Annotated in this window: 24 protein-coding genes and 1 rRNA gene; 10 read left to right on the forward strand and 15 right to left on the reverse strand. The window is 65.9% G+C overall.

The window, feature by feature from the left end:
* Positions 1–12: 12 nt before the first annotated feature.
* Positions 13–414: a glucitol operon activator gene (locus CH249_RS02080; RefSeq protein WP_032394656.1), complete on the forward strand. Its 402-nt coding sequence runs from the start codon at positions 13–15 to the stop codon at positions 412–414.
* A complete protein-coding gene (locus tag CH249_RS02085; protein WP_032394657.1) occupies positions 411–764 on the forward strand; it encodes a DUF3817 domain-containing protein in 354 nt (117 codons plus the stop codon). Before CH249_RS02080 ends, CH249_RS02085 begins: the two co-directional genes overlap by 4 nt.
* A gap of 2 nt (positions 765–766) precedes the next feature.
* Here the strand turns inward: CH249_RS02085 and CH249_RS02090 are convergent, their stop codons facing one another.
* The 8 genes from CH249_RS02090 to clpS all read right to left on the reverse strand — a co-directional run bounded on the left by CH249_RS02090 (position 767) and on the right by clpS (position 6,622).
* Positions 767–1,573 carry a triacylglycerol lipase gene (locus CH249_RS02090; RefSeq protein WP_045199507.1) on the reverse strand — a complete coding sequence of 269 codons (807 nt, stop codon included), beginning with the start codon at positions 1,571–1,573 and terminating at the stop codon, positions 767–769.
* Between the two features lie 9 nt (positions 1,574–1,582).
* Positions 1,583–2,197 (reverse strand): RdgB/HAM1 family non-canonical purine NTP pyrophosphatase, encoded by a 615-nt coding sequence (gene rdgB, locus CH249_RS02095; protein ID WP_094682698.1) that lies wholly within the window; start codon positions 2,195–2,197, stop codon positions 1,583–1,585.
* Complete coding sequence (gene rph / locus CH249_RS02100; protein WP_045194515.1) at positions 2,190–2,975, reverse strand: ribonuclease PH; 786 nt, start codon at positions 2,973–2,975, stop codon at positions 2,190–2,192. Before rph ends, rdgB begins: the two co-directional genes overlap by 8 nt.
* A gap of 21 nt (positions 2,976–2,996) precedes the next feature.
* Entirely contained in the window at positions 2,997–3,755 is a 759-nt protein-coding gene (locus CH249_RS02105; protein WP_176459274.1) for a cyclic nucleotide-degrading phosphodiesterase, read from the reverse strand.
* A 112-nt stretch (positions 3,756–3,867) separates the two neighbouring features.
* Positions 3,868–4,497: a rhomboid family intramembrane serine protease gene (locus CH249_RS02110; RefSeq protein WP_094682721.1), complete on the reverse strand. Its 630-nt coding sequence runs from the start codon at positions 4,495–4,497 to the stop codon at positions 3,868–3,870.
* Between the two features lie 59 nt (positions 4,498–4,556).
* Positions 4,557–5,642 carry a P1 family peptidase gene (locus CH249_RS02115; protein ID WP_094682699.1) on the reverse strand — a complete coding sequence of 362 codons (1,086 nt, stop codon included), beginning with the start codon at positions 5,640–5,642 and terminating at the stop codon, positions 4,557–4,559.
* 9 nt (positions 5,643–5,651) lie between these two features.
* A complete protein-coding gene (locus CH249_RS02120; protein WP_032394662.1) occupies positions 5,652–6,221 on the reverse strand; it encodes a DUF2017 domain-containing protein in 570 nt (189 codons plus the stop codon).
* Between the two features lie 41 nt (positions 6,222–6,262).
* On the reverse strand, positions 6,263–6,622 hold the full coding sequence (gene clpS / locus CH249_RS02125; protein ID WP_176459275.1) for an ATP-dependent Clp protease adapter ClpS: 360 nt from the start codon (positions 6,620–6,622) through the stop codon (positions 6,263–6,265).
* A gap of 58 nt (positions 6,623–6,680) precedes the next feature.
* Between clpS and CH249_RS02130 the strand changes: the two genes are divergently transcribed.
* Both CH249_RS02130 and CH249_RS02135 read left to right on the forward strand, forming a co-directional pair.
* Positions 6,681–8,030, forward strand: coding sequence for a nicotinate phosphoribosyltransferase (locus tag CH249_RS02130; RefSeq protein WP_094682700.1), 1,350 nt, complete (start codon positions 6,681–6,683; stop codon positions 8,028–8,030).
* A gap of 50 nt (positions 8,031–8,080) precedes the next feature.
* Entirely contained in the window at positions 8,081–10,129 is a 2,049-nt protein-coding gene (locus tag CH249_RS02135; RefSeq protein WP_032394664.1) for an ATP-dependent DNA helicase, read from the forward strand.
* A 9-nt stretch (positions 10,130–10,138) separates the two neighbouring features.
* Here CH249_RS02135 and glgP read toward each other — a convergent pair whose 3' ends face one another.
* Complete coding sequence (glgP, locus tag CH249_RS02140; protein ID WP_094682701.1) at positions 10,139–12,661, reverse strand: alpha-glucan family phosphorylase; 2,523 nt, start codon at positions 12,659–12,661, stop codon at positions 10,139–10,141.
* Positions 12,662–12,866: 205 nt separating this feature from the next.
* Between glgP and CH249_RS02145 the strand changes: the two genes are divergently transcribed.
* Genes CH249_RS02145 through CH249_RS02155 form a run of 3 tightly spaced genes read left to right on the forward strand, consistent with a single transcriptional unit; the run spans position 12,867 to position 18,535 of the window.
* Positions 12,867–14,873, forward strand: a complete 2,007-nt coding sequence (locus CH249_RS02145) for an alpha-1,4-glucan--maltose-1-phosphate maltosyltransferase (RefSeq protein WP_032394666.1) — start codon at positions 12,867–12,869, stop codon at positions 14,871–14,873.
* A gap of 11 nt (positions 14,874–14,884) precedes the next feature.
* Positions 14,885–17,086 carry a 1,4-alpha-glucan branching protein GlgB gene (gene glgB, locus CH249_RS02150; RefSeq protein ID WP_032394811.1) on the forward strand — a complete coding sequence of 734 codons (2,202 nt, stop codon included), beginning with the start codon at positions 14,885–14,887 and terminating at the stop codon, positions 17,084–17,086.
* A complete protein-coding gene (locus CH249_RS02155) occupies positions 17,087–18,535 on the forward strand; it encodes a metallopeptidase (protein WP_094682702.1) in 1,449 nt (482 codons plus the stop codon).
* Positions 18,536–18,544: 9 nt separating this feature from the next.
* Here CH249_RS02155 and CH249_RS02160 read toward each other — a convergent pair whose 3' ends face one another.
* The 3 genes from CH249_RS02160 to CH249_RS02170 all read right to left on the reverse strand — a co-directional run bounded on the left by CH249_RS02160 (position 18,545) and on the right by CH249_RS02170 (position 21,177).
* Complete coding sequence (locus tag CH249_RS02160) at positions 18,545–19,432, reverse strand: tetratricopeptide repeat protein (protein WP_094658060.1); 888 nt, start codon at positions 19,430–19,432, stop codon at positions 18,545–18,547.
* Between the two features lie 114 nt (positions 19,433–19,546).
* On the reverse strand, positions 19,547–19,918 hold the full coding sequence (locus CH249_RS02165; protein WP_176459279.1) for a DUF3817 domain-containing protein: 372 nt from the start codon (positions 19,916–19,918) through the stop codon (positions 19,547–19,549).
* 68 nt (positions 19,919–19,986) lie between these two features.
* A complete protein-coding gene (locus CH249_RS02170) occupies positions 19,987–21,177 on the reverse strand; it encodes an acetyl-CoA C-acetyltransferase (protein WP_032394813.1) in 1,191 nt (396 codons plus the stop codon).
* Between the two features lie 105 nt (positions 21,178–21,282).
* Between CH249_RS02170 and mce the strand changes: the two genes are divergently transcribed.
* Positions 21,283–21,765, forward strand: a complete 483-nt coding sequence (mce, locus tag CH249_RS02175; RefSeq protein ID WP_373453494.1) for a methylmalonyl-CoA epimerase — start codon at positions 21,283–21,285, stop codon at positions 21,763–21,765.
* A gap of 59 nt (positions 21,766–21,824) precedes the next feature.
* A complete protein-coding gene (locus tag CH249_RS02180) occupies positions 21,825–22,775 on the forward strand; it encodes a hypothetical protein (RefSeq protein ID WP_032394669.1) in 951 nt (316 codons plus the stop codon).
* A 30-nt stretch (positions 22,776–22,805) separates the two neighbouring features.
* Here CH249_RS02180 and CH249_RS02185 read toward each other — a convergent pair whose 3' ends face one another.
* Both CH249_RS02185 and nucS read right to left on the reverse strand, forming a co-directional pair.
* Positions 22,806–23,123 carry an ATP/GTP-binding protein gene (locus CH249_RS02185; protein ID WP_094682703.1) on the reverse strand — a complete coding sequence of 106 codons (318 nt, stop codon included), beginning with the start codon at positions 23,121–23,123 and terminating at the stop codon, positions 22,806–22,808.
* Between the two features lie 41 nt (positions 23,124–23,164).
* Positions 23,165–23,836 carry an endonuclease NucS gene (gene nucS, locus CH249_RS02190; RefSeq protein WP_032394670.1) on the reverse strand — a complete coding sequence of 224 codons (672 nt, stop codon included), beginning with the start codon at positions 23,834–23,836 and terminating at the stop codon, positions 23,165–23,167.
* 42 nt (positions 23,837–23,878) lie between these two features.
* On the opposite strand from nucS, the gene CH249_RS02195 reads away from it, so the two are divergent.
* Positions 23,879–25,468, forward strand: a complete 1,590-nt coding sequence (locus CH249_RS02195; RefSeq protein WP_094682723.1) for an adenylate/guanylate cyclase domain-containing protein — start codon at positions 23,879–23,881, stop codon at positions 25,466–25,468.
* 621 nt (positions 25,469–26,089) lie between these two features.
* Here CH249_RS02195 and rrf read toward each other — a convergent pair.
* Positions 26,090–26,186, reverse strand: a 5S ribosomal RNA gene (gene rrf / locus CH249_RS02200); the annotation flags it as partial.

Here is a 26,186-nt window from a genome sequence, read left to right on the forward strand (position 1 = left end):
TACCGTCGAAGGGTGACTTCTTCCCGCCCGAACCGTCGGCCAGCATTGATTGCGCTGGTCATCGTGTCCGCGGCGGTTTGCCTGGGACTCGGCTGGTGGCAGTGGGAACGCTTCGAGGCAGTAGGCGGCAACGGTCAGAACCTCGGATACGCGTTCCAATGGCCCCTGTTCGCAGTGTTCGTGGTCTACGCCTACCGCAAGTTCGTCCGCCTCGAGGACGAGGACTCCGACGAGGCGGCGGCAGTGCGGCCCGACGGACCCACCGAGGTGCCCCTCGACCTGCTCCCCCAGCGGCAGGCCCCGGCGGCCGACGCCAGGGACCTCGACGATCCCGAAGCCAGGCAACTGCTCGAATACAACAGCTACCTCGCGGAGCTGAACGAATCCCGCGGGACCGACAGGAGCACCACGTGAGTTCGGCACCGGACAAGACGCAGGCGTCTGCGAACAAGACCCAGAAGATCGCTTCCGCGTTGCTGCGCTATCGCGTTCTGGCCTACGCCACGGGAATCTGGCTGCTCGTTCTCGTGACCGAGATGGTCGCCAAGTACGTTTTCAAGGTCGAGAACGTGCCCAATTGGATTGCCGTCGTGCACGGTTGGGTCTACCTCGTGTACCTCGTGCTCACGGTGGATCTCGCCATCAAGGTGCGGTGGCCCGCCGCCCGCACGATCGGCACACTGCTCGCCGGGACCATCCCGTTCCTGTCCTTCTACGTCGAGCACAAGCGCACCAAGCAGGTCAAAGCCGACTTCGGCGTCTGACGTCAGCAGTCGACCGGCTGCGCGTTCTCCGGATCCAATGCGTTCTGCACCAGCCGCTGAGCCAGCGGATCGTACGAGATTCCCGTGTGCTCGACGACGTTGGCCGGGCACAGGTCCTGCAACACCACGTTCGTGTTGCCCGCGCCGCTGAGCAGTGACGCCGTGTACGGAACGACGATCTGGTCGTACCGGGTGACGATGGTGGTGTAGTCGATACCCGAGACGGTGTCGCTGCCCTCGTTCAGACGCTCGAGCACGTCGTCCTGGGTCGGCGGGCCCGCCGTCGGGTGGTTCGGTGGAGACAACGCCACGATCCGTGCCACCGTGTGGTCTCCGCCGAGGAAGCGGGCGTAGTAGCGCGGCACGGTGCCGCCCTTCGAGTGCCCCACGATCGACACCTTCTGCGCGCCCGTCGACTCCAGTACGGAATCGACGAACATCGACAGTTCCGCGGCACTCTCCGGAATGGGTTCGAGCGCACCGAACGCCCGAACCGGCCCGGTGTTGCCGTAGTCGATGGCGAACACGCAGTATCCGGCCTCGGCCAGCGTCGGCGACAGCGATGCCCAGTTGTCGTAGGAATTCTCCAGGAACCCGTGCACCAGCACCACCGGCTCGGGATGTTGCGCGCTCGGAACACACGAGAAATCGTTCGCGCCCGGAGGCGTCACGCCAGGGTGCGCGATCGAATAGGCGAGGGCCTCGGCGAAGGAGCCGGCCGCGGGTGCCGCGTCGGCCGGGGTGCCCGCCAGGCACAGTGCGGCTGCGGCGGCGAACACAACCGACGTCCGCATCGAAACGGTTCGCATCGCCACGAGCTACCGCCCCGCCAGCTCGCCGAGGCTCGGAACGAGCATGCGAAGCGCGCGACCACGATGCGAGGCGGCGTCCTTCTCCTCCGGGCTCAGCTGCGCGGCGCTGCGGCCGTCGCCCTCGGGCACGAAGATGGGGTCGTAGCCGAAGCCGTTCTCCCCTATTGGCTCTCGGCCCACTACCCCGCGCCATTCGCCCCGGACCACCGTCTCGGTGCCGCCCGGAATCACCAGGGCACACGCCGAGACGAATGCGGCTCCGCGACGCTCGTCCGGGGTGTCACTCAACTGCGCCAGAACCAGTGCGGTGTTGGCCTCGTCCTGCCCGTGCGTACCGGACCAGCGCGCCGAGAGCACCCCGGGCATCGCGTTCAGGGCATCGATCTCGATCCCGGAATCGTCTGCCACACAAGGCATTCCGGTGGCCGCCGCGCCGTCACGCGCCTTGGCGAGCGCATTCTCCTCGAAGGTCGCTCCGGTCTCGGGAGCCTCCGGGAACGGCGGCACCTCGTCCAGGCCCACCAGTTCGATTCCGGCCACTCCGGCGGCGTCGAGCACCCGCCGGAGTTCGCGCAATTTCTTCGCGTTCCGGCTCGCGACCAGAAGCTTCGACTCAGGCACCGAACTTCTTCTTCGATTCCGCGGCTGCAGGCTCGGGCAGTTCGCCGGGATACGGCAACGCCAAGGCTTCCTTCTGCACCTCGAACAATTTCTCGATACCGACGAACGCGGAGTCGAGCAACTTGTCGAGTGTGGTGCGCGGGAACGTCGCGCCCTCCCCGGTTCCCTGGATTTCCACCAGCGTGCCGGTGTCGGTGGCGACGACGTTCATGTCGACCTCGGCGCGCGAATCTTCTTCGTAGGGCAGATCGAGGCGCACTCGGCCGTCGACGACGCCGACGCTGACCGCGGCGATCATGCACGAGATCGGCTGCGGATCGGCCAGTCGTCCCGCGGCGCGCAGATAGGTGACTGCGTCGTTGAGAGCGACGAACGCGCCGGTCACAGCCGCGGTGCGGGTACCACCGTCGGCTTGGAGTACATCGCAGTCGAGGGCGATGGTGTTCTCGCCGATCGCAGCGAGATCGATGCATGCTCGCAGTGAGCGTCCGACCAATCGAGAGATTTCCTGGGTGCGGCCGCCGACCTTGCCCTTGACGGACTCGCGGCCGTTACGGGTGTGGGTTGCAGCGGGGAGCATCGCGTATTCGGCAGTGAGCCAGCCGAGACCGGATCCCTTTCGCCAGCGCGGCACACCCTCCTCGACACTGGCCGTGCACATCACCCTGGTGTTGCCGAACTCGACCAGCACCGACCCTGCCGGGTGGCTGGTGAATCCGCGGGTGATCTTGATGGTGCGGAGCTCGTCGTCCGCCCTGCCGTCTTCTCGTCTGGACACGACTCGAAGCCTAGCGCGTCGTCAGACGGTGAAGACGTCCCCTGGCAGTACCGCGTGCACCGGTCCGCTGAACTCTGCCTTCGCCTCGGCGATGACATCCTCCCGTGAGGTCCACGGCGGAATATGCGTGAGCAGCAGCTCCCCCACCCCTGCATCTCGCGCGATTCGGCCGGCCTCGGTTCCGGACAGGTGCACTCCCTCCGGCCGCTCGGGACTGTCGGTCCAGGACGCCTCGCACAGGAACACGTCGGCTCCGTCCGCCAGTTCTCGCACCGCCTGGCACATTCCCGTGTCTCCGCTGTACGCGAACGTGCGGCCTTGCGCGGTGGTGACACGCATGCCGTAGGACTCCGGCGGATGGAACACCTGCCGAGCCAGAATCGACAACTTTCCGAACTCCACGGTGCGGCCGTCCACCCAGCGACGCAGGTCGATGGTGTCCGACATGTCGTCGATCTGCCCACCGCACTCGGCCGAGGCGACGCCGAGCCGGAACGCCGTGTCCTTCGGTCCGTAGACGATCGCTCGTCCCTCCGGCGGAGTGGGATGGTAGCGCCGCCACACCAGCAGCCCCGGAACGTCGAGGCAGTGATCGGCATGCAGATGTGAGAGCAGAACACTCACATCTCCCGGATCGGCGTAGCGCTGCAATGCCCCGAGGATGCCGGGACCGAAGTCGAGGACGACCGGGGAGGTCTCCTCTTCTTCCAGCAAGTAGCCCGACGCGGGCGAATCGGGTCCGGACACACTGCCCGAACATCCCAGGACGGTAATTCGCATGAAAGCCATGCTGCCACGCCGAGCGCATCGCTCGAAACGTTCGGGCAGTATTCACAGCGCGAGTCGGCGAAATTCACCGTAGGCGACAGCTGTGTCCGTAGTTACCCAGCGCCTACGGAGTGGGCCGGTCGAGCGACTTCATCCGCGCCCGCTCGGCCCGCGCATCGGCGGACAACAGTCGAGCGGCAACCACTCCGCCCACCGCGCCGAACAGATGTCCCTGCCACGAGACGTTCGGCTCGCTCGGAAGGATGCCCCACAGGGCGCTGCCGTACAGGACGAACACCACGACGCCGATCGCGAGTTGGCCGAGTCTGCGGGTGAAGAAGCCGCGGACGAGCAGGTAGGCGATGAAGCCGAAAATCAGGATCGAGGCACCGATCGTATTGGTGTACGAAGAGGCCGTGAGCCAGGTACCGAACCCACCGACCACCCAGATGACCCCGGTGGCCGCCAGCCCACGCGCCGGTCCGGACAGCAGCACCAGAAACCCGAGTACGACGATGGGCACGGTGTTGGCGATCAGATGCTGCCAGACGTCGTGCAGCACGGGCGCGAACAGAATGCCCCACAACCCCTCGACCGAGCGCGGCTCGATACCGTTGCGTTCGAGTCTCGATCCGCTGGCCACATCGATGAACTCGATGACCCACAGCAGCACCGTGAATGCTCCCACCAGCATGGCGGCCTGCATCCAGACCGGCCGCTCACGCTGGGCAGGACGGTTACTGATCTCGCTCATGATCGCCTCCGAATTCGGTCCCACCACGGTACCGAACAGAGGTGACAGGCCCGCGTCCCTCAGACTCCCGAGCCACCGAACGCGGACGTGAAGATCTGGCGATACGTAGGAATGCCGGCCACCGAGGTGGCGTCGAGCAGGGCCCGGACGATGGCGCGCTCGACGACGATCGCCGCGGCCTCGGTGACCGCGGCCAGTACCGGAAGTTCCACCGAGAACGCGGCGGGTACCGAGGACTCCGGGCCGACGGGTCTGGTGCCGGTGGACACGGCGAAGATCGTGTCGCCGTCGAGTGGGGAATGTGCCGGTCGAACGGCACGCGCCAGACCGTCGTGACCGGCGACGGCGATCCTCTTGCACGACGCCGACGACAGCGCAGCATCGGTGGCGACAACACCGATCGTGGTGTTGAGCGCGGTGCCCTTGGGTTCGAGGGCGAGCGCGGCCCACAGCTGGTTCACATCGGGCTTGCGCATACCGAACGCCGCGGGCCCGAACGTGCCGGTTCCCCACAACAGCCCCGTGCGCGGATCGAACACGGCCCCCACCGGATTGGCCACCATCAGTGCCGCCACGGTGACTCCGTCGGCAGGGCCACCCTCGATCACCGTGCTGGCGGTACCGACGCCGCCCTTGAGCACTCCGGCGCGAGCACCGACTCCTGCTCCGACCGATCCGGTCTCGAATTCGGTTGCTGCTGCGGCGGCAGCGAGGTAACCGAACTCCGCCGTCGGACGCGCCGCCCAGTCGCCTACCGGAAGATCGAAGATCACTGCGGCCGGCACGATCGGAACGACATGATCGGGACTGCCCATCGGAATGCCCTGGCCGTGCTCTTCCAGCCATCGCATGACGCCGTCCGCGGCCGCCAGCCCGTAGGCACTGCCCGCGGTCAGCAGAATCGCGTTGACGTGCTGCACGGAATGGCTCGGATCGAGCAGATCGGTCTCGCGCGTTCCCGGCCCCCCGCCGCGAACGTCGACCGCGGCCGTGGCACCTCCGAGAGCACGTACGACGGTGCAGCCGGTCGCCGAACCGGACCCCATCGTGGCGTCGTCGTCGAGGTCGTGATGATGGCCGACCAGCAGACCTGTCACATCGGTCAGGCTGTCCCGTGGTCCGGGTGTCTGGAATGCAGCGGTCACGCGCGCGTCCTAGGGAATGAGGACCTGCACGAGAGAATCCTGCATCCAGGTCAGCCAGTGATACACGTCGAGATGCGGAGCGCGAGGATCACCCTCGTCGAGGACGTCGGGCGTGTCCGCGCTGATCCCCAGCGTCGTGCCGAGCGCCAGCCTCACGTCGTTGAGGCCGGTCAACCATGCGTCCGCCTGCTCCTGGGTCAGCACGATCTTGCCACCCGACTCGGGAACAGTGGCCAGGATCATCGATCCGGCAGCCAATTTCTCGTCGATGATCTCGGGCTCGTGAAGTCCTCGGAGAGCCCCGTTGAGATCGGTCGGATCCTCCTCGTCGCGGTCGGGATCGGCGCGATGGAAGTCCGGCAGCAGCCGGGCCAGTGCGGCATCCTCGGGCGGACTGTTGTGGCCGGTCCGCAGACCGGTCAGCGCTGCGAGCTCGTCGGTGGGAGCGGCGGCGGAACGGTCACGCAGCAAGCCGAGAACCGAGCCGACGAGAGACCGAAGCACGGCAGCCTCACGCGCATCGATCTCGGATTTTATCTTGACCCCGGACAACGAATTCCGTCTCGTCCACGTGCGCACTGTTGCTGATGTCCTTCACTGACGAAAAGGTGGTGAGCTGGTTACTTGTCCTGCTGCATGGTGGCCCACAGACCGGCCGCGTGCAGCCGTCGAACATCGTTCTCCATCGCGTCGCGCTCTCCGCTCGACACCACGGCCTTGCCCTCGGAGTGCACCTGCATCATCAGCTCGGTGGCCTTGGCCTTGCTGTAGCCGAACAGCTTCTGGAACACATAGGTGACGTAGTGCATCAGGTTGACCGGATCGTCCCAGACGATGGTGACCCAGGGGGTGTCGTGCGCTTCGTCGGCCGCGACGGCCTCGGTCTGTGCCGGGACCGCTTGCGGAGACGCGGCGACGACGTCCCCTGCCGAGAAGCCGTCCACGGGCAGAAGCGATCCATCCACCGTCAACCAAGGCATGCCCAACAGGGTACGGCGTATCGGGCCAGCGTCCCACGCTCGCCCCTTCGCTCGTAGTGTGTGCGAGGTGAGCAACGATGCGACCACAGATCACGCGAATCCCGGCGACGGTGCCAGCACAGCACTGCTGACCGATCAGTACGAGTACACGATGCTGTCGGCGGCCCTGGCCAGCGGTTACGCAGATCGAATCTGCAGCTTCGAGGTGTTCGCGCGCAGGTTGCCCGGCGGTCGCCGATACGGAGTCGTCGCGGGCACCGGACGCATCCTCAATGCGATTGCACGTTTCCGCTTCGGCCAGGAGGAGTTGCGGATCGTCGCCGAATTCCTCGACGCCGAGACCGTCGAATGGCTGCGCAACTACCGCTTCACCGGCGACATCGACGGCTACCGCGAGGGTGAGCTGTACTTCCCGGGCTCTCCCGTTCTGACCGTTCGCGGCACCTTCGCCGAGTGCGTCGTCCTCGAAACGCTCGTGCTCTCCATCCTCAATCACGACAGTGCGATCGCATCCGCGGCAGCACGGATGGTGGCGTCCGCGAAGTCCCGTCCGATCATCGAGATGGGATCGCGTCGCACCCATGAGGAAGCCGCCGTCGCCGCCTCGCGCGCGGCGTACCTCGCGGGATTCACTGCGACGTCCAACCTCGAAGCCGTCCGCAGGCACGGCGTTCCAGGCGCGGGCACGTCGGCGCATGCCTTCACATTGCTGCACACCACCGCCGACGGCCCCGACGAACGGTCCGCATTCGTGGCTCAGATACGCGCTCTCGGAGTGGCCACCACCCTGCTCGTCGACACCTACGACATCACCCAGGGTGTCGCCAACGCCATCGAGGTCGCCGGGCCCGAACTCGGCGGTGTGCGCATCGACTCCGGCGACCTTGGCGTGCTCGCGCGCCAGGTCCGCGACCAACTGGACGCCCTGGGAGCGCCGAAGACCAGGATCGTCGTCTCGGGCGACCTCGACGAGTACGCCATCGCCGCGCTGCGGGCCGAGCCGGTCGACTCCTACGGCGTCGGAACGTCTCTGGTGACCGGTTCCGGTGCCCCGACTGCGGGCATGGTCTACAAACTGGTCACCGTCGACGGAATCCCCGTCGCCAAGCGCAGCAGTCACAAGGAATCGCGCGGCGGTACCAAAGCGGCGCTGCGCACCGCGCGGAGCACCGGCACCGCAGTCGAGGAGATCGTCCACCCGTTCGACGCTCCGCCGACCGTCGAGAGCGATCTGACGGTGGAGACGTTGACCACGCCGTTGGTCCGCGGCGGAGAACGAGTCGCCGACCTCCCCACGCTCGCCGACGGCCGTAACCTGCTGGCCCGACGCCTCGTCAGCCTCCCGTGGGAGGGTCTGAAACTGTCTCAGGGCGAACCGGCCATACCCACCCGCTTCGTCGAGGGGTGACAGCGGTGTCGGTACCGAAGCGAGTGGGCGATCGGCAGTAGTCTGCTTCGGTGCCGTCGAAGACCGAGTTGCCAACCGTTCCCGCTCTCCTGCAGGTCGCGGTGCACTCGCTCGGCGGCAAGGAGCGCAGCAATCAGCTGACGATGGCCTCGGCGGTGGCGCACTCGATCGACACCGGTGAGCATCTGGCGGTGCAGGCAGGCACCGGAACCGGCAAGTCTCTTGCCTACCTCGTTCCCAGCATCCGGCACGCTGTGGAATCGGGCAGGACCGTCATCGTCTCCACGGCCACCATCGCACTGCAACGGCAGCTGGTCGACCGCGATCTCCCGCGCCTGTCCGACGCCCTGACCGAGGCTGTCGGCCGTCGACCGAAATTCGCAATCCTCAAGGGCCGCAACAACTATCTGTGCATGAACAAGATCCACACCGGTGCTGCGCAGGAGGCCCCGGATGCGGAACTGTTCGACCCCTTCGCCGTCTCACGCATGGGCCGCGAGGTGGTACGGCTGACCAAGTGGTCGTCCGAGACCGAGACCGGCGACCGCGACGACGTCGTGCCCGGGGTCAGCGATCAGGCCTGGCGGCAGGTCAGCGTCACCGCCCGCGAATGCCTGGGCAAGTCCCGCTGCCCCGTCGGCGAGGACTGCTTCGCCGAACGCGCCCGCACCGAGGCCGCCCAGGTCGACGTCGTGGTGACCAATCACGCGCTGCTCGCGATCGACGCGATCACCGGAATTCAGATCCTGCCCGAGCACGACGTCGTGGTCGTCGACGAGGCCCACGAACTGGTCGACCGGGTGACCGGTGTGGCCACGGAGGAGCTGTCGGCCGCAACCGTCACCGCCGCGGCTCGGCGGAGCGCCAAGTTGATCGAAGAGGAGACGGTCGATCAGCTCGAGGGTGCCGCCGAGAACTGGGCCGCGATTCTGGACGAGCTTCCGCCGAGCCGGTGGCAGTCCCTACCCGACGGCGTCGGCCCAGCACTGGCTTCGATTCGTGATGCCGCCTGGGCAGTGCGCACCGCGATCGGCCCCAACAAGCAGGGCATGGCAGCGAGCGATCCCGAGGCTGCCGCGGCTCGTAGCGCGGCTCTGGTCGCGGTCGACGAGGTTCACGACAGCGCGGTTCGTGTCCTCACGGCGTTCGACGAACCAGATCCGGCCAAGCGCAAGGACGTCGTCTGGCATGCCGTCGACGACTTTCGCGGCAACGTCAAACGCACGGTCCGTATCGCGCCGCTGTCGGTGGGCGGACTGCTGCGGGCTCGCCTGTTCGCCGAGTCCACCGTGGTGCTCACCTCCGCGACCTTGACCGTCGGCGGATCGTTCGACGGGTTGGCCGTCAACTGGGGCCTGCCTGCAGAGAAGCCCTCGCGCAGTGACACCGCGATGGCGTCGGGTGTGGAACCACCGTCCGACACCGGGTCGATTCGGTGGAATTCGCTCGACGTCGGCTCGCCGTTCGACCATGCCCGGGCAGGCATCATGTACATCGCCAAGCATCTGTCTCCGCCCGGACGCGACGGCCTCTCGAAGTCCTCTCTGGACGAGATCGAGTCGCTGGTCAGCGCCGCCGGTGGTCGCACGCTCGGACTCTTCTCGTCCATGCGGGCCGCGAAAGCCGCCGCCGAGGAGATGCGCGAGCGCCTCGACACCCCGATTCTGTGCCAGGGCGACGACTCCACCGGCGCACTGGTGCAGAAGTTCGCCGACGACGAGGCCACGTCCCTGTTCGGGACGCTGTCGCTGTGGCAGGGCGTCGACGTCCCCGGCCCATCGCTGAGCCTGGTGATCCTGGACCGCATTCCGTTCCCGCGGCCCGACGATCCGCTGTTGGTCGCCCGGCAGCAGGCCGTCGAATCCCGGGGCGGCAACGGCTTTCTCGCGGTCGCCGCCAACCACGCAGCCCTGCTCCTGGCGCAGGGCGTCGGCCGACTGCTCCGCAGCGTCGACGACAAAGGTGTTGTCGCCGTTCTCGATTCACGACTTGCCACTGCCCGCTACGGCGGCTACCTGCGCGCCTCGCTGCCGCCGTTCTGGGAGACCTCGGATCCGGAGGTAGTGCGCAAGGCGCTCACCCGGCTGGCCGGAAAGTAGCGCGCCCGGCTACGGAGTCGCCACCAGACCGAGCTCGGCATCCGAGGCGAGGCCGTGGTGGTGAGGTAGCACCCGCACCGTGTATCCCACTGCGCCGCTGTGCGGCAGCAGCGTCTCGCCCGCGTAGATGTGCTCACCACCCTCGGTACCCACGTGCGTCATGGCCGTCGTGCGGATGTCGGTGAGGTTCTCCTCCTCATCGACGCGTCCCACGACCGCCTGCACCACGACGTCCGACGGGTCGAGTCCGCCGAGATCGACGTCGGCGCGCAGCGAGAGATCCGCGCCGATCACCGGGGTGTCCGGCAGACCGTCACTGTCGACCCGGGTGACTTTGACTGCGCTCCATGCCTGTTCGACGCGCCGGCGGTACGACGCGACATCCGAGGCACCGCGGTTGTTCTCGGCCGAAGCCGCGCGGGCGGACTCGGCAGCGGGGGCGTAGTAACCCAGCGTGTAGTCCTGAACCATTCTCGACGCCAGCACTTTCGGGCCCAGCTGCTCGAGGGTGTGCCGCACCATTTCGATCCAGCGACTCGGTACCCCGTCGTCACCGCGGTCGTAGAACTTGGGTAGTACCGCCTGTTCGAGCAGTTCGTACAGAGCAGCGGCTTCGAGATCGTCCCGCCGATTGTCGTCGGTGACGCCGTCCGCGGTGGGGATCGCCCAGCCGTTCTCCCCGTCGTACATCTCGTCCCACCACCCGTCGCGGATCGACAGGTTCAGGCCGCCGTTGAGCGCGGACTTCATGCCCGAGGTACCGCAGGCTTCGAGCGGTCGCAACGGATTGTTCAGCCACACGTCGCATCCCCAGTACAGGAATCGAGCCATGGACATGTCGTAGTCGGGCAGGAACACGATGCGGTGCCGTACGTCGGCCTGGTCGGCGAATCTGACGATCTGCTGGATGAGCGCCTTTCCGCCGTCGTCGGCGGGGTGCGACTTGCCTGCGACCACCAACTGGACCGGGCGAACCGGGTCGAGCAACATGGCGCGAAGTCGCTCAGGTTCGCGGAGCATCAGGGTCAGGCGCTTGTACGTCGGCACTCGTCGAGCAAATCCGACGGTGAGAATATTGGGATCGAAAACGTTTGCTGTCCAACTGATCTCGGCCTCGGTCGAGCCGCGTTCTAGGGCCGAGCGCCGTACCCGACGCCGTACCTCGTCCACCAATTGTGCCCGCAGGGCGTTGCGCGTGGACCACACCTCGTCCGAGGACATCGGCCCCGACTCCGCCCATTCCCGGGCGGACCACGTCGGAGCATGAACGCCGTTGGTGACCGATCCGATCGGCACCTCGGATGCGTCGAATCCCGGCCACAGGTCGTTGAACATCTCGCGGCTGACGATGCCGTGCAACTTCGACACCCCGTTGGCACGTTGCCCCAGACGCAGTCCCATGTGCGCCATGTTGAACACCGAGGCGTCGGCTTCGCCGCCGAGGGCGAGAATTCGATCCATCGGCAACCCCGGCAGCAGCGCCGAGTCCGCGCCGCCGTCCGCGCTTGCGAAGTAGTGCCGCACCAGATCGGCCGGAAACCGGTCGATTCCGGCGGGGACCGGGGTGTGGGTGGTGAAGACGGTGCCCGCTCGCACCGCCGCCAGCGCTGCATCGAAGTCCAGTGTTCCCGAGGTGACGAGTTCGCGTATCCGTTCGACGCCAAGGAATCCGGCGTGGCCCTCGTTCATGTGGAACACCTCGGGATCGGGCAGTCCGTGCGCACGGGTGTAGGCCCGGATCGCCCTGACTCCGCCGATACCGGCGAGTATCTCCTGCTTGATGCGGTGATCCTGGTCGCCGCCGTACAACCGGTCGGTGACCCCGCGCAGCTCCGGGTCGTTGTCGGCGATATCGGAATCGAGCAGCAGCAGCGGGACGCGTCCCACCTGGGCGATCCACACCCGCGCTCGCAGCACCCGAGATCCGGGCATCGAGACGTGGATCAGCACCGGAGAGTCGCCGTCGTCGGTGAGCAACCGCAGTGGCAGACCGTGCGGGTCGAGGGACGGATAGCGTTCGGCCTGCCAGCCGTCGGCCGTCAGCGACTGACGGAAGTAGCCCGAGCGGTAGAGCAGCCCGACACCGATCAACGGCAGGCCCAGGTCCGAGGCAGCCTTGAGGTGGTCGCCGGCGAGGATTCCGAGCCCGCCGGAGTAGTTCGGCAGGACCTCGGTGACACCGAACTCCATCGAGAAATACCCGATGCCCGACGGCAGAGCACGCCCCTCGGCCAGCTCGTTCTGGTACCAGAGCGGTCGAGCGAGGTAGTCGTGGAGATCGGCCTCGGCGGCGTCCAACTCGGCCAGGAAGTGCTCGTCGGCCGCGAGTTCCTCGAGACGCGCAGGTGCGACGGCTCCCAATACGGCCACCGGATCGCGCTCGAGCTCGGTCCACAACAGTGGATCGATGTGCTCGAACAGATCCTGCGTCGACGGGTGCCACGACCACCTGAGGTTTGTCGAGAGCTCGGCGAGGGCATTCAGGCGGGCGGGAAGGTGGGCTCGGACGGTGAATCGACGCAAAGCTTTCACAGGGTCGAACCCTACCCACGCACACCTGTGTCGATGGGCGGCTTGGACGAAATCCGAGATGTAGTGCCCACCGCGGGCGGTATGCGTCGGCGCACGCGCCATCTGCATTGCTGCACTACGGTTGACGAGTAGAAGCACACCAATATCGGTTCGATCAGAGGTTGCGCCCGCGCAGCCATACCTCTAGCGAAGAATGGAGTGTGAAGTGACAGGTCGACTTGGTATCGACAATGTCCTTCCAGATACGACGACCGGGAAGTACCCCGCGAAAGCGGTGGTGGGCGAGACGTTTCCAGTCTCCGCCGACGTCTGGCGCGAGGGTCACGATGCGGTGGCCGCGACACTGTCGGTGCGCGGGCCTGGAGGCAAACTCGAACGCATCCCGATGACACCGGGCCGCGAACCCGACACGTTCGACGCGGTGTTCGTCCCCTCTCGGCCGGGTTACTGGATCTGCCGCATCGAAGCGTGGAGCGATCCGATCAGCACCTGGCGTCACGCCGTCGAAGCCAAGCTCGGAGTGGGCCAGAGTGCCCACGAACTCGCCAACGATCTCGAGATCGGGGCCCGGTTGTTCCTGCGGGCCGCCACCGGAGTTCCGGCCGAGAGCAGGCAGATGCTGGCCGATGTCGCCGCCGCGCTGCGCGATACCGACCGCCCGCTGCCGGCTCGCGTGTCCTCGGCGTTCGCGCCGGCGGTCGCCGAACTGCTGTTCGCGCATCCGCTGCGCGAATTGGTGACTCGATCTCGCGCGGTCAATGTGTGGGTCGATCGCAATCTCGCGCTCAACGGTGCGTGGTACGAGTTCTTCCCCCGGTCGACCGGTGGGTGGAACGAGGACGGTTCGCCTCGGCACGGCACGTTCGCGACGTCGATCGAGCAGTTGCCCCGCATCGAGCGGATGGGATTCGACATCGTCTACCTGCCGCCCATCCACCCGATCGGCACCATCAACCGCAAGGGCCCGAACAACACGCTGACGCCCGGCCCCGAGGACGTCGGGTCGCCGTGGGCCATCGGCTCGAAGGACGGCGGGCACGACGCCATCCATCCCGAACTGGGCACCGAGGACGACTTCCGCGCGTTCGTCGCCGCCGCGCAGGAACACAACCTCGAAGTGGCGCTCGATCTCGCTCTCCAGGCTGCTCCCGATCATCCCTGGGCTGCAACACATTCCGAGTGGTTCACCGTCCTTCCGGACGGCACCATCGCCTACGCCGAGAACCCTCCGAAGAAGTACCAGGACATCTACCCGGTCAACTTCGACAACGACCGACGCGGCATCTACGAAGAGGTGCTCCGCGTTGTCCGATACTGGATTTCGCTGGGCGTCAAGGTCTTCCGAGTCGACAATCCACACACCAAGCCGCCGGACTTCTGGGAATGGTTGATCGCCGAGGTGAAGAAGACCGACCCGGACGTGCTGTTCCTGGCCGAGGCGTTCACCCGCCCGGTGCGTATGTACGGGTTGGCGCAGCGCGGTTTCACGCAGTCGTACACCTACTTCACGTGGCGTACCGCGAAATGGGAGCTCACCGAGTTCGCCGAGGAACACGCTCGACGCGCCGACGACGCGCGGCCGAACCTGTTCGTCAACACCCCGGACATCCTGCACGAGAGCCTGCAGCACGGCGGGCCCGGAATGTTCGCTCTCCGAGCAGCTCTCGCGGCGACGATGGCTCCCACCTGGGGCGTCTACTCGGGCTACGAGCTGTTCGAGCACCAAGCCGTGCGAGAGGGCAGCGAGGAGTACCTGGACTCGGAGAAGTACCAGCTGCGTCCGCGCGACTTCGAGGGTGCACTCGCCCGCGGCGAGTCGCTCGAACCGTGGATCACCACGCTGAACGCGATCAGGCGTGCGCATCCGGCGCTGCAGCAACTCCGCAACATCCACTTCCACACCATCGACAACGAGGCGCTGATCGGATACTCCAAGTTCGACCCGCAGACCGGTGACTCGATCCTGGTGGTGATCAACCTCAATCCCTTCGGAGCCGAGGAAGGCACGATCCACCTGGACATGCCCGCCCTCGGTCACGACTGGCAGGACACCCTCACGATCAAGGACGAAGTGAGCGGCGTTCACTACGACTGGGGCCACACCAATTTCGTTCGGCTCGAGCCCTGGACGTCGGTGGCGCACATCTTCACGCTCCCCCACATCCCGTACCCGGCACGAATCGAACTGGCCTACCGCGGCAACCGAAAGTGAAGGGATTCAACGTGACCGAGAATCCGACGACGCCCGAAGACACCGTCGCAGCCCCGCCCGACAACGATCTCGAACTCATCGCTGCAGGGCGGCACTACAACCCGCATTCCGTCCTCGGTGCCCACCCGGTGCCGGGCGGAACCGCGATCCGGGCCCTCAAGCCCGACGCCGAGAAGGTCGTTGCCCGCATCGGTGGCGTCGACCACGAGCTGACCCACGTCGCGCACGGAGTCTTCTCTGCTCTCCTCCCGTTCGAGGACCTGATCGACTACCGCCTCGTAGTGACGTGGCCCGGTGGACACGTCTCCGAATCCGCCGACGGATACCGCTTCCTGCCCACTCTCGGCGAACTCGATCTGCACCTGTTCGGTGAGGGCAGACACGAGCGTCTGTGGGACATTCTGGGCGCGCACCAACAGTCGTACGCGACACCGGACGGCCCCGTCACCGGCACGTCGTTCGCGGTCTGGGCACCCGCAGCCCAGGGCGTCACGCTGGTCGGCGATTTCGACGGCTGGACCGGCCGCACATGGCCGATGCGCGTACTGGGCTCGACCGGAGTGTGGGAGATCTTCGCGCCCGACATCGCGCCGGGCGCGCTGTACAAGTTCCGCGTCCACGGCTCCGACGGCTCGGTCAAGGACAAGGCCGACCCGATGGCCTTCGCCACCGAGGTTCCACCGTCGACGGCCTCGGTGGTGACTGCATCCTCGTACACCTGGAACGACGAGTCCTGGCTCGATACGAGGGCCGGCATCGAGCCGACGCAGGCACCGATGAGCGTCTACGAGATCCACCTGGCGTCCTGGCGGCCGGGACTGGGGTACCGCGAACTCGCCGAGCAGTTGGCCGAATACGTCACCGAAACCGGCTTCACCCACGTGGAGCTGCTCCCGGTCGCCGAGCACCCGTTCGGCGGGTCCTGGGGATACCAGGTGACCTCGTACTACGCACCGACCTCTCGCTTCGGCAGCCCCGACGATTTCCGCTACTTCGTCGACCACCTCCACAGTGCCGGAATCGGTGTCATCGTCGATTGGGTTCCCGCCCACTTCCCCAAGGACGAATGGGCCCTGGCTCGGTTCGACGGCGGCCCGCTCTACGAGCACGGTGACCCGCAGCGCGGCGAGCAACTCGACTGGGGCACTTTGGTCTTCGACTTCGGGCGGCGCGAGGTCCGCAACTTCCTGGTCGCGAACGCGCTGTACTGGATCGACGAGTTCCACATCGACGGACTGCGCGTCGACGCCGTGGCGTCGATGCTGTACCTGGACTACTCCCGTCCCGAGGGCGGCTGGTCGCCGAACATCTACGGCGGCCGCGAGAACCTCGAGGCCGTGACCTTCCTGCAGGAGATGAACGCGACGGTGCACAAGAAGCACCGCGGTGTCGTCACGGTGGCAGAGGAGTCGACCGCATGGCCCGGCGTCACCCGCCCGACGAACGTCGGCGGACTCGGGTTCAACATGAAGTGGAACATGGGCTGGATGCACGACACCCTTGGCTTCCTCGGGCGTGACCCCATCCATCGCAGCTACCACCACCACGAGATCACCTTCTCCCTGGTCTATGCGTGGAGTGAGAACTACCTGCTCCCCATCAGCCACGACGAGGTGGTACACGGCAAGGGCACTCTGTGGACTCGGATGCCCGGAGACGACTACGCCAAGGCAGCAGGGCTGCGCGGAATGCTCGCCTACATGTGGGCGCACCCCGGTAAGCAACTGCTGTTCATGGGACAGGAGTTCGGGCAGACCCGTGAGTGGTCCGAGGAACGCGGCCTCGACTGGTATCAGATCGACGAGGAACCTCTGCACAATGGCGTGAAAACCCTTGTGTCCGATCTGAACTCGACGTACAAGACCCATCCGGCACTGTGGACGCTCGACACCTCGCCGAGTGGATACTCGTGGATCGACGCCAACGACACCGAGAACAACGTGCTGAGCTTTCTGCGGTACGGATCCGACGGTTCGGTCATCGCGTGTATTTTCAACTTCTCCGGGAACGAGCACGGCAGCTATCGTGTGGGACTACCGGAACCCGGCCGTTGGATCGAGATCCTCAACACCGATGCAACGGAGTACGGGGGCTCCGGCGTGGGCAACCTGGGTGAAGTGACGGCTACATCGCACTCGTGGCACGGTCGACCGGCGTCTGGCCAGGTCGCCCTTCCTGCCAACGGGGCGATCTGGATAAAACTGGAGCGATAGATGAGTGGCGGCCGCACACCCCGACTTCTGGCCGCGGCCGCCACTGCAGGGCTGCTCCTGCTGACCTCGTGCGCACAGACCGTCAGCGGAAACGCGGTATCGATCTACGAGAACCCGTTCACCGTCGCCGGACTTCCGGTCACGAACGGGCCGAGCGGGCCCCGTCCCGGTGTCCCCGATTCGACGATCACCGTGGAGAACGCCGAGGGCACCGACTCGGACATTCTCGGCACGAACGCGATCGACGACATCCAGCAGTTCTGGGCCGAGCAGTACCCCAACTTGTTCAAGGGCTCGTTCACCCCGGTCTCGAAGGTCGTCTCGTGGGACGCGTCCGAGGACGAGGGATCGGGCATCAGATTCTGCGGAGACCGCACCGGCGGTATTCCCAACGCCGCCTACTGCACTCGCGACGACTCGATCGGGTGGGATCGCACCATTCTGCTCCCGGCTCTCGTCGACGCATTCGGACCGATGTCGGTGGTCATGGTGATCGCCCACGAATACGGCCACGCCATTCAGCATCAATCGGGCCTGGTCGGCGACGACACTCCGACCATCGTTGCCGAGCAACAGGCCGACTGCTTCGCCGGCGCGTTCATCCGCCACGTCGCCGAAGACGATGCACCGCACTTCACCATCAACACCTCGGACGGACTCAACGGCGTTCTCGCCGCGACAGTCGCCGTGCGCGACGTCGACCCCAACGATCCGGAATCGGTACACGGCTCTGCCTTCGAGCGCGTCACCGCAGTGCAGCTCGGCTTCACCAACGGCGCGGCAATCTGCACCGGTATCGACGAGGCCGAGATCGATTCGCGTCGAGCATCGTTGCCGCAGAAGTTCAGCGACCCGGACGACTCCGGTGAGCTACCGGTCACCGAGGACACCCTCGGTGCCTTCACTCGATCCTTCGAAACCGTGCTGCCCGTCGCTGTTCCGCCGAACATCGACTATTCCGGTTCGGACACCGGATGCTCCGACGCCGAGCCCACCGCGCCGGTGTCGTACTGCCCGTCGACCAACACCATCGGTGTCGACGTCGAGGACCTGGCCGAAGTCGGACAGCCCGAGACACCCCGACGCGGAGATATCCTGCCGCTCAACGTTTCCGGCGACTACAGCGCCTACGTGCTGTTCGCCTCGCGCTACACGCTCGCGGTGCAGAAGGAAGCAGGCCAGTCGCTCGACGATCCGCAGGCCGCCCTGCGATCGGCCTGTCTGTCCGGAGTGATCACCTCGGCGATGAGCCTCGAGAGCGGAACGACGGACCTCGAAGTCTGGCTCTCCCCCGGCGATCTCGACGAGGCCGTGTCCGGACTGCTCAGTGACGGACTCGCCGCCAGCGATGTCAACGGTACGACCCTGCCGTCCGGCTTCTCCCGAGTCGATGCCTTCCGTTCGGGAGTTCTCGGCGGCAAGGAACGGTGCGACGCACGCTACAGCTGAGTACCGCTGTCAGTACAGGGCCGACGCAAGCTTGCGTCGCGCAGAAACCACCAGCGGATCGGCCGAATCGAACAACTCGAACAGCTCCAGCAGACGGGTGCGCAGCGCAGTTCGGTCGTCGCCGGCGCTGATCTTGATACCGTCGATCAGCCGCGCAAAAGCCTGCTCCGGTTGCTGACCGGCCATCTCGGCGTCTGCGGCATCGATCCGAGCCTGAACGTTGGCGGCGTCGGCGTCGGCGAGTGCAATCGCGTCCGGTGCCAGATTCTGCACACGCGCAAGGAATTTGACCTGACGCAGTGCGGCGACGGCCTCGGTGTTCTTCGGTTCGGCGTCGATGATCGCCTGGTAGGCAGCTTCTGCCTTCACGAAATCACCCTCGTCGATGGCCTCTTCGGCTGCGACGATCCGCGGATCCTCGATCTCGGGTTCCGGTTCGGCAGCCGCGACTCCGGGCGGACCACTGAGCTTGCCGGCCGTGGCCTGCTCCACTGCCTGCAGCCACTGACGCAACTGCTCGTCCGACTGGGTGCCCTGGAAGTCGGCCAGGGGCTGGCCCGCTGCCACGGCAACGACCGTCGGAATGGCCTGAACGCCGAATGCCTGCGCGATCTGCGGGTTGGAGTCCACGTCGACCCGCGCGAGCACCCACGTTCCCGCGGCCTCGACGGCCAGCTGTCCGAGCTGACGCGTCAACGCCTGGGACTGCGGCGAACGAGCAGACCCCAGGTCGACGATCACCGGAACCTGCGTGGACCGTTGCAGAACCTCGGCCTCGAACGTAGCCGCGGTCACGTCCACGATCGGTGCCAGTCCTCCCGCGTCGCCTGCGGATTCGGCCGCGGGTGCAGGTGCCGGACGGTCCTTGAGAACGGACAGGTCGACGGCACCGGCAATGGATGCGGGAACAACAGCTGACGGGCGGACGGGAGGACGGGAACCGGGTCGAGTCACGCCCTACAGTTTGTCACTAACGCGATGCGTCATCCACTGGCGGGCGGTGCAGGTCGGTCAGGACAGAACCTTGGCATCGGCTGCGGGCCTGCCGGTGCTCAACTCGGCGAGACGGCCGGTGCGCGCGGCCCAGATCTCGAAGATCACGGTGCCGAACGGGGGGAACGCCGCGACGAGCGCCAGCAGGGTCGCCTTGATGTCCCATTTGAGCTTGACCGCCGTCAACACGGCAACGGCCAGATACACGACGAACACGCCGCCGTGGATGGGCCCGAAGATCTTCACGCCGATTTCGTTGCCATCGGCAGGGATGTACTTGAACGCCATTCCGATCAGCAGACCCAGCCAGGTGAACGCTTCGAGCACAGCGACGAAGCGGAAGCGTTTGGCTGTACTGCTCAGGTCGAAGAAGTTGGTCATACCCGCTATTGTGCCCGGTTTGCTACGACGGAACGTAGTGGCTCTGGTCTCAGTCCCGCGCCAGAGCCACCACCCGCCTACTGCTTCGGGACTCGAACGATGAGGGCGTCGCCCTGTCCACCGCCGCCGCACAGGGCGGCCGCGCCCACTCCGCCGCCGCGTCGCTGCAGCTCGAGTGCCAGATGCAAGGCGATGCGAGCTCCCGACATGCCGAGGGGATGCCCGATCGAGATCGCTCCGCCGTTGACGTTCACGATCTCGGGATCGATGCCCAGCTCACGCGTCGACGCGATTCCGACCGCTGCGAACGCCTCGTTGATCTCGACGACGTCGAGATCCTTCGGGTCGATGCCGTCCTTCTCGCATGCCTTGACGATCGCGCGAGCCGGCTGTGACTGCAGTGTGGAGTCGGGACCGGCGACCACTCCGTGGGCACCGATCTCGGCGAGCCAGGTCAGACCGAGCGACTCCGCCTTCTCCTTGCTCATCACCACGACGGCGGCGGCACCGTCGGAAATCTGTGACGCCGATCCGGCGGTCACGGTGCCGGCCTTGTCGAATGCGGGGCGAAGCTTGCCGAGGGAGTCGACGGTGGTGTCGGCGCGGATGCCTTCGTCTGCGGTGAACTGAATCGGCTCACCCTTGCGCTGCGGGATCGAGACCGGAACCACCTCATCGTCGAAGACGCCGTTCTTCCAGGCCGCTGCGGCTTTCTGATGCGACGCGGCGGCAAAGGTGTCCTGCTCCTCGCGAGTGATGACCTCGGTGCTCTGGTTGCGCTGCTCGGTCAGCGCACCCATGGCCTGATCGGTGAAGATGTCGTACAGACCGTCGTACGCGAGGTGGTCACGCATTGTGACATCGCCGTACTTGAACCCGGCGCGCGACTTCTCGAGCATGTGCGGTGCCTGGGTCATCGACTCCTGGCCACCGGCAACGACGATCTCGAATTCACCGGCACGAATCAGCTGGTCGGCCAATGCGATGGCGTCGACTCCGGACAGGCACACCTTGTTGATCGTCAGGGCAGGCACGGTCATCGGAATACCAGCAGCAACCGCAGCCTGACGGGCTGGAATCTGGCCCGCACCGGCGGTGAGAACCTGGCCCATGATGACGTAGTCGACCTGATCCGGAGCAACACCGGCCTTCTCGAGTGCGCCCTTGATGGCGATACCGCCGAGGTCCGATCCCGAGAAGTCCTTGAGTGCACCCGAGAAGCGCCCGACGGGCGTACGAGCACCGGCGACGATGACTGTTGTGGTCACGATTTCCTCCGAAAGTATGAAGACGGCCTTGTCGAGATCAACGCTCCGACGCTCCCTTCCGATACCGGCCGGGCGGAACACCGAAACGCAGCTGGCGCTAACGTCATGGCCATGACCTCCAGCACGCAGTCTTACACGGGAGCCCCGCTGCGCTCCGACCTGGTGACGGCTATCGACCACGTGGGTGTCGCGGTGCCCGATCTCGATGCCGCGATCGCCTGGTACACAGACCACCTCGGCATGATTGCCGTGCACGAGGAGATCAACGAGGAACAGGGTGTCCGCGAGGCGATGCTGTCCTTCCCCGGAGCGACGGAGAAGTCCGCTGCACTGCAGTTGCTCGCACCGATCGACGAGTCGTCCACCATCGCCAAGTTCATCGGCCGCAACGGCCCGGGACTGCAGCAGTTGGCCTACCGCGTCACCGACGTCGAAGAGATCTCGACCGAGTTGCGCGCTCGCGGAGTTCGGTTGCTGTACGACGCCCCGCGCCGCGGCACCGCCGATTCTCGGATCAACTTCGTCCATCCCAAGGACGCCGGTGGAGTGCTCATCGAACTCGTCGAACCTGATCACAATTCGCACTGAGCGAACTCGGTGAGCGAACCGTATGGCCCTCTACTTGACTCACCGGTAAATTGACGGCCATGGCCATCGATCATGAGCGCACTTCCACGGTGCAACTTCCCTTTTCCATCGTCCGGAAAGGGTTCGATCGCGACGAAGTCACCAACTACTTCGAGCGATTCGACGCCGAACTACGGCTGACGACCGCAGATCGTGACGCGGCCGCAGCGCAGGCTCGTGATCTGGCCAAGCAGCTCGACGACGCCCGCGACGAGATCGACGAACTGCGCAAGGACATCGATCGCCTGTCGGTTCCGCCCACCACGGCGGAGGGGATGAGCGATCGAATCTCACGCATGCTGCGGTTGGCCTCGGACGAGGCATCCGAGGTACGCGCCAAGGCGCACTCGGAGTCCGAGGAAATGATCTCCGTTGCGCAGCAGGAGAGTGCCCGACTGCGCGGACGGCACGAGTCACTGGTGGCCGAACTCGAAGAGCGCCGAACGGCACTCGAAGCCGAACATGAGCAGACCATGGCTCAGGCGCGCACGGAGGCGGCCCGAGTGGTCGAGGCCGCGCAGGCCGAGCGCGACAAGTTGGCCGCCGAATCCGAGGCCAAGCGCGCCAAGGTTCAGGAAGACTTCGAGATCACGATGGCCGAGCGCCGAACCAAGGTGCTCACGGCCCTCGAGGAACTAGAGGCGTCCAGCAAGGCCGATGCCGCCCGACGCATCGAAGAGGCGACGACCGAGGCTGCTCGACGGCTTCAGTCCGCCAGTGAACAGGCCGAAAGGCGGATCGCGCACTCCAAGGAACTGGCCGAGGAGCTGCGTGTGCTGCGCAGCCGCGTACTGGCCCAGCTGCTCGGAATCCGGGGCCAGCTCGATTCGGTTCCGGCGATGCTCGCCTCGGTCAATCGCGAAAGCGAGCTGCTCGACAACCCCGACCCGACGGCCATCCTGAAGAAGGAAGAAGAGAAAGCGGCCGCGAAGGCCGAGGAACAGAAGGAATCGGCCGACTCCTCGTCCTGATTCAGCTGATCCTGCGCCTGGCCTCCCCCGCTACGACCATCTACGGGTGAGGCCTCGCGTGTTTCGCCCGGACCAACACCCGGTGTGCCAATGCCGACGATTGTCGGCACCGCCGAAATCGTCCGACGGCCACGCCACGATGTGTGCGACGCCCGGCCGCACCTCGTGATCGCAGCCGGGGCAGCGATACGTCTTGACCGCCTTGGCACCGGGGATCATCCGAGTCGTGTAAGCGTCTCCGTCCGGACCGACCTCGACCCGATTGCCGCCCAGCACGGAATCGGTCGGCGGGCCGAGAACACTCGGGCCGCTCCGATTCGCTCTGCGGGGCTGATTACGACGGGGCACCCGTCCAGTGTAGAGAACACGCCGGCGGACACGGACGGTCGTCAGAAAAGCCTGAACTCGGTGCTGTCGGTTCCGCGCAGGACGTCGTAGTCGAGTGTGAGACAACGAATGCCGCGATCGGTGGCCAGCGTCTTCGCCTGAGGCTTGATCACCTGGGCAGCGAAGACACCGCTCACCGGAGCCAGCAGCGGATCACGGTTGAGAAGCTCCAAGTACCGGGTCAACTGCTCGACGCCGTCGATCTCGCCACGTCGCTTGATCTCGACCGCCACGGTTCCGCCATCAGCGTTGCGGCACAGCAGATCCACTGGTCCGATAGCCGTCATGTACTCGCGCCGCACGAGCGTGTAACCGTCACCCAAGGTACTGACATGCTCGGCCAGCAGCTCCTGAAGATGGGCCTCCACACCGTCTTTCACCAATCCGGGATCGATGCCCAGCTCGTGGCTCGAGTCGAGTTCGACGTCATCGATGGTGATACGAAGTTCTTCGCCGGCCTTGTTGGTGACGACCCACTTGATCGTCTCGCCCTCGGTGGTTTCTACCGTCCAGCAGGGCGGCGACATCCAGTTCAGCGGCTTGTAGGCCCTGTCGTCCGCGTGCACGCTGACCGATCCGTCGGACTTGACGAGTAGCAGGCGACGAGCGGACGGGAGATGTGCGGTGAGGCGGCCGACGTAGTCGACTTGGCAACGAGCAATAACTAGACGCACTCGACCACCTTAAGGCAGGAGCCCCGTTAGTCTGTGACGACCATGCCGCAATTGAGACGATCTGCCGCTCCCCTGGGTTCCCGCCTGCTCGGCGACACCTCCGAGTCGCCGCGTCGACGACGGATCCGAATCCAGCTGTTGCTGACGGTGTTTCTGATCCTGTCGAACCTGATCGGTGCAGTCATCGTGGGGGTTCTGATCAGCGTAGTGGTGCCCGGACCGGACGTTCTGCGAACGGATCAGTACTGGTGGGTGAATTTCATCGTCGTCCCGGTATACGTGTTCGTGGCTTTCGTCGTCGGTGCTGTCTGGGGCACCACGCACGCTCTGCACAGCCTGCGGTGGGCAATCGAGGACCGTCAACCCAGCCGCGAGGAGCAGGTCGCGACCCTCGCAATGCCGTGGCGTCTGACTCGAATCCAGATTCTGCTCTGGATAGGAGCCTTGCTGCTGCTCACCACGATCGACGGCATCATCGACGCGGCGTCGATTCCCAAGGTTGCGTTCACGATCGCGGCAGGTGGCACCGTCGTCTGCGCGTTCAGCTACCTACTCAGTGAATTCGCGCTTCGTCCCGCTGCCGCTCGGGCCCTCGAAGCCGGGGATCCTCGCCGAATCCGTATTGCCGGAGTCATGGGCCGATCGATTCTGTCGTGGCTGTTGGGCACCGGCGTGCCGGTCAGCGGATTGATGATCATCGCCATCTTCCGCTTCATCAACCCCGAAACGACAGCGACACAGCTCGCGGTCTGCATCCTGTCCCTCGGAGGAATCACCATCGTCTTCGGCCTTGCGCTGACCGTGCTCGGTGGTTTCGCGACGACGTCCCCGATCAACAATGTGCGGGCAGGCATGGCCGAGGTGGAGAAGGGCAACATGGATGTCCGCCTTGCGGTGTACGACGGCACCGAGCTCGGCGAGCTGCAGAGTGGGTTCAACCGCATGGCCGACGGAGTGCGCGATCGGGAGAAGATTCGAGACCTCTTCGGCAGACACGTAGGACACGAGGTCGCCGAGAAGGCCCTGCAGTCCGAGAGCGAGCTCGGCGGACAGGAACGCGATATCGCCGTGTTCTTCATCGACCTCGTGGGATCGACGGAGCTGGCAGCATCCCGACCCCCTACCGAGGTCGTGGACCTGCTCAACCGGTTCTTCGCCGTGGTGGTCGACGAGGTGGACGAGCACGGCGGCTTCATCAACAAGTTCGAGGGCGACGCGGCTCTGGCCATCTTCGGAGCCCCCAACGAAATTCCCGACCACTGTGGCTCGGCGCTGGCTGCGGCACGAGCAATTGCCCGACGACTCGTGGTCGAAGTTCCCGAATGCAGCGCCGCCGTCGGCGTCGCGGCGGGACGCGCTGTCGCCGGCAACGTCGGTGCGAAGTCCCGATTCGAGTACACGGTCATCGGAGACCCGGTGAACGAAGCCGCTCGCCTGTCCGAGTTGGCGAAAAATTCCCCCGGAGCGATCCTTGCATCGAAGACCGCCGTGGACGGCGCCTCGGACGACGAAGCGCAGCGTTGGGAATTCGGCGATCGCGTGACGCTCCGAGGTCGATCCGCCGAGACGGTCCTCGCGAACCCCAAGGATGTGAAAGTCACCGCCGACGAGCCTGTTGCCGTGCACGCCTGACTCGCATTACCGGTCCTTGCAGTTGCCGCAGCCCGTCGCGTCGGTACCGCATTCCGCAAATGCGCGCGCGTTCGTCAGCTGCGCGGGGATTGGTGAGCGGTCGGGGTGCGATTGTGCGCGCGGACGGCGAATGCGCGCGCCTTTGCGCTCGTATTCGCGGTCCGCAGTCGCGTCGTCTGCCCGCACCCGAGTTCAGGCCGCGACCCCGCTCGTCGCAAATGCGCGCGCGTTCGTCGGGTGCGCGGAAAATGGGGCTGGTCGGGGTGCGATTCCGCGCGCAGGTGGCGAATGCGCGCGCGTTTGTCGGAGGGGGTGCGAGGAGGGGCGGCAGTCGGGGTGCCGAGACGCTCGGGTGGCCGCCGGTGTGCGCGCCGGCATCCGGGTTCGGCCCTGATCGTCGCGAATGCGCGCGCATTTGTCAGGTGCGCGCAGATTGGGGAGCGGTCGGGGTGCGATTGTGCGCGCGCACGGCAATTGCGCGCGCGTTCGCCCCTGTGGGTGCGGGCTAACTCGGCACGGGTGGGTGTGGGTGTGGTGTCGGGTGTGGTGTTTTGTGGGGTGTGGTTTCGAAATGCAGAACACCCCCGGACCGGGTGGTCTGGGGGTGTTCTGGGAAATTGTGTTCGGCGGTGTCCTACTCTCCCACACCCTGTCGAGTGCAGTACCATCGGCGCTGGAGGGCTTAGCTTCCGGGTTCGGAATGGGACCGGGCGTTTCC

Origin of the sequence: Rhodococcus sp. 05-2255-3B1 (assembly GCF_002258545.1) — a bacterium.
GTDB lineage: Bacteria > Actinomycetota > Actinomycetes > Mycobacteriales > Mycobacteriaceae > Rhodococcoides.

Bases quoted from the DNA above. Each gene is read 5' to 3' on its own strand.
- CH249_RS02195 (WP_094682723.1), top strand. From the start codon at position 23,879: ATGCCGCAATTGAGACGATCTGCCGCTCCCCTGGGTTCCCGCCTGCTC.
- mce (WP_373453494.1), top strand. From the start codon at position 21,283: ATGGCCATGACCTCCAGCACGCAGTCTTACACGGGAGCCCCGCTGCGC.
- CH249_RS02180 (WP_032394669.1), top strand. From the start codon at position 21,825: ATGGCCATCGATCATGAGCGCACTTCCACGGTGCAACTTCCCTTTTCC.
- CH249_RS02155 (WP_094682702.1), top strand. From the start codon at position 17,087: ATGAGTGGCGGCCGCACACCCCGACTTCTGGCCGCGGCCGCCACTGCA.
- CH249_RS02105 (WP_176459274.1), bottom strand. From the start codon at position 3,755: ATGCGAATTACCGTCCTGGGATGTTCGGGCAGTGTGTCCGGACCCGAT.
- CH249_RS02110 (WP_094682721.1), bottom strand. From the start codon at position 4,497: ATGAGCGAGATCAGTAACCGTCCTGCCCAGCGTGAGCGGCCGGTCTGG.
- clpS (WP_176459275.1), bottom strand. From the start codon at position 6,622: ATGCCTTGGTTGACGGTGGATGGATCGCTTCTGCCCGTGGACGGCTTC.
- CH249_RS02090 (WP_045199507.1), bottom strand. From the start codon at position 1,573: ATGCGAACCGTTTCGATGCGGACGTCGGTTGTGTTCGCCGCCGCAGCC.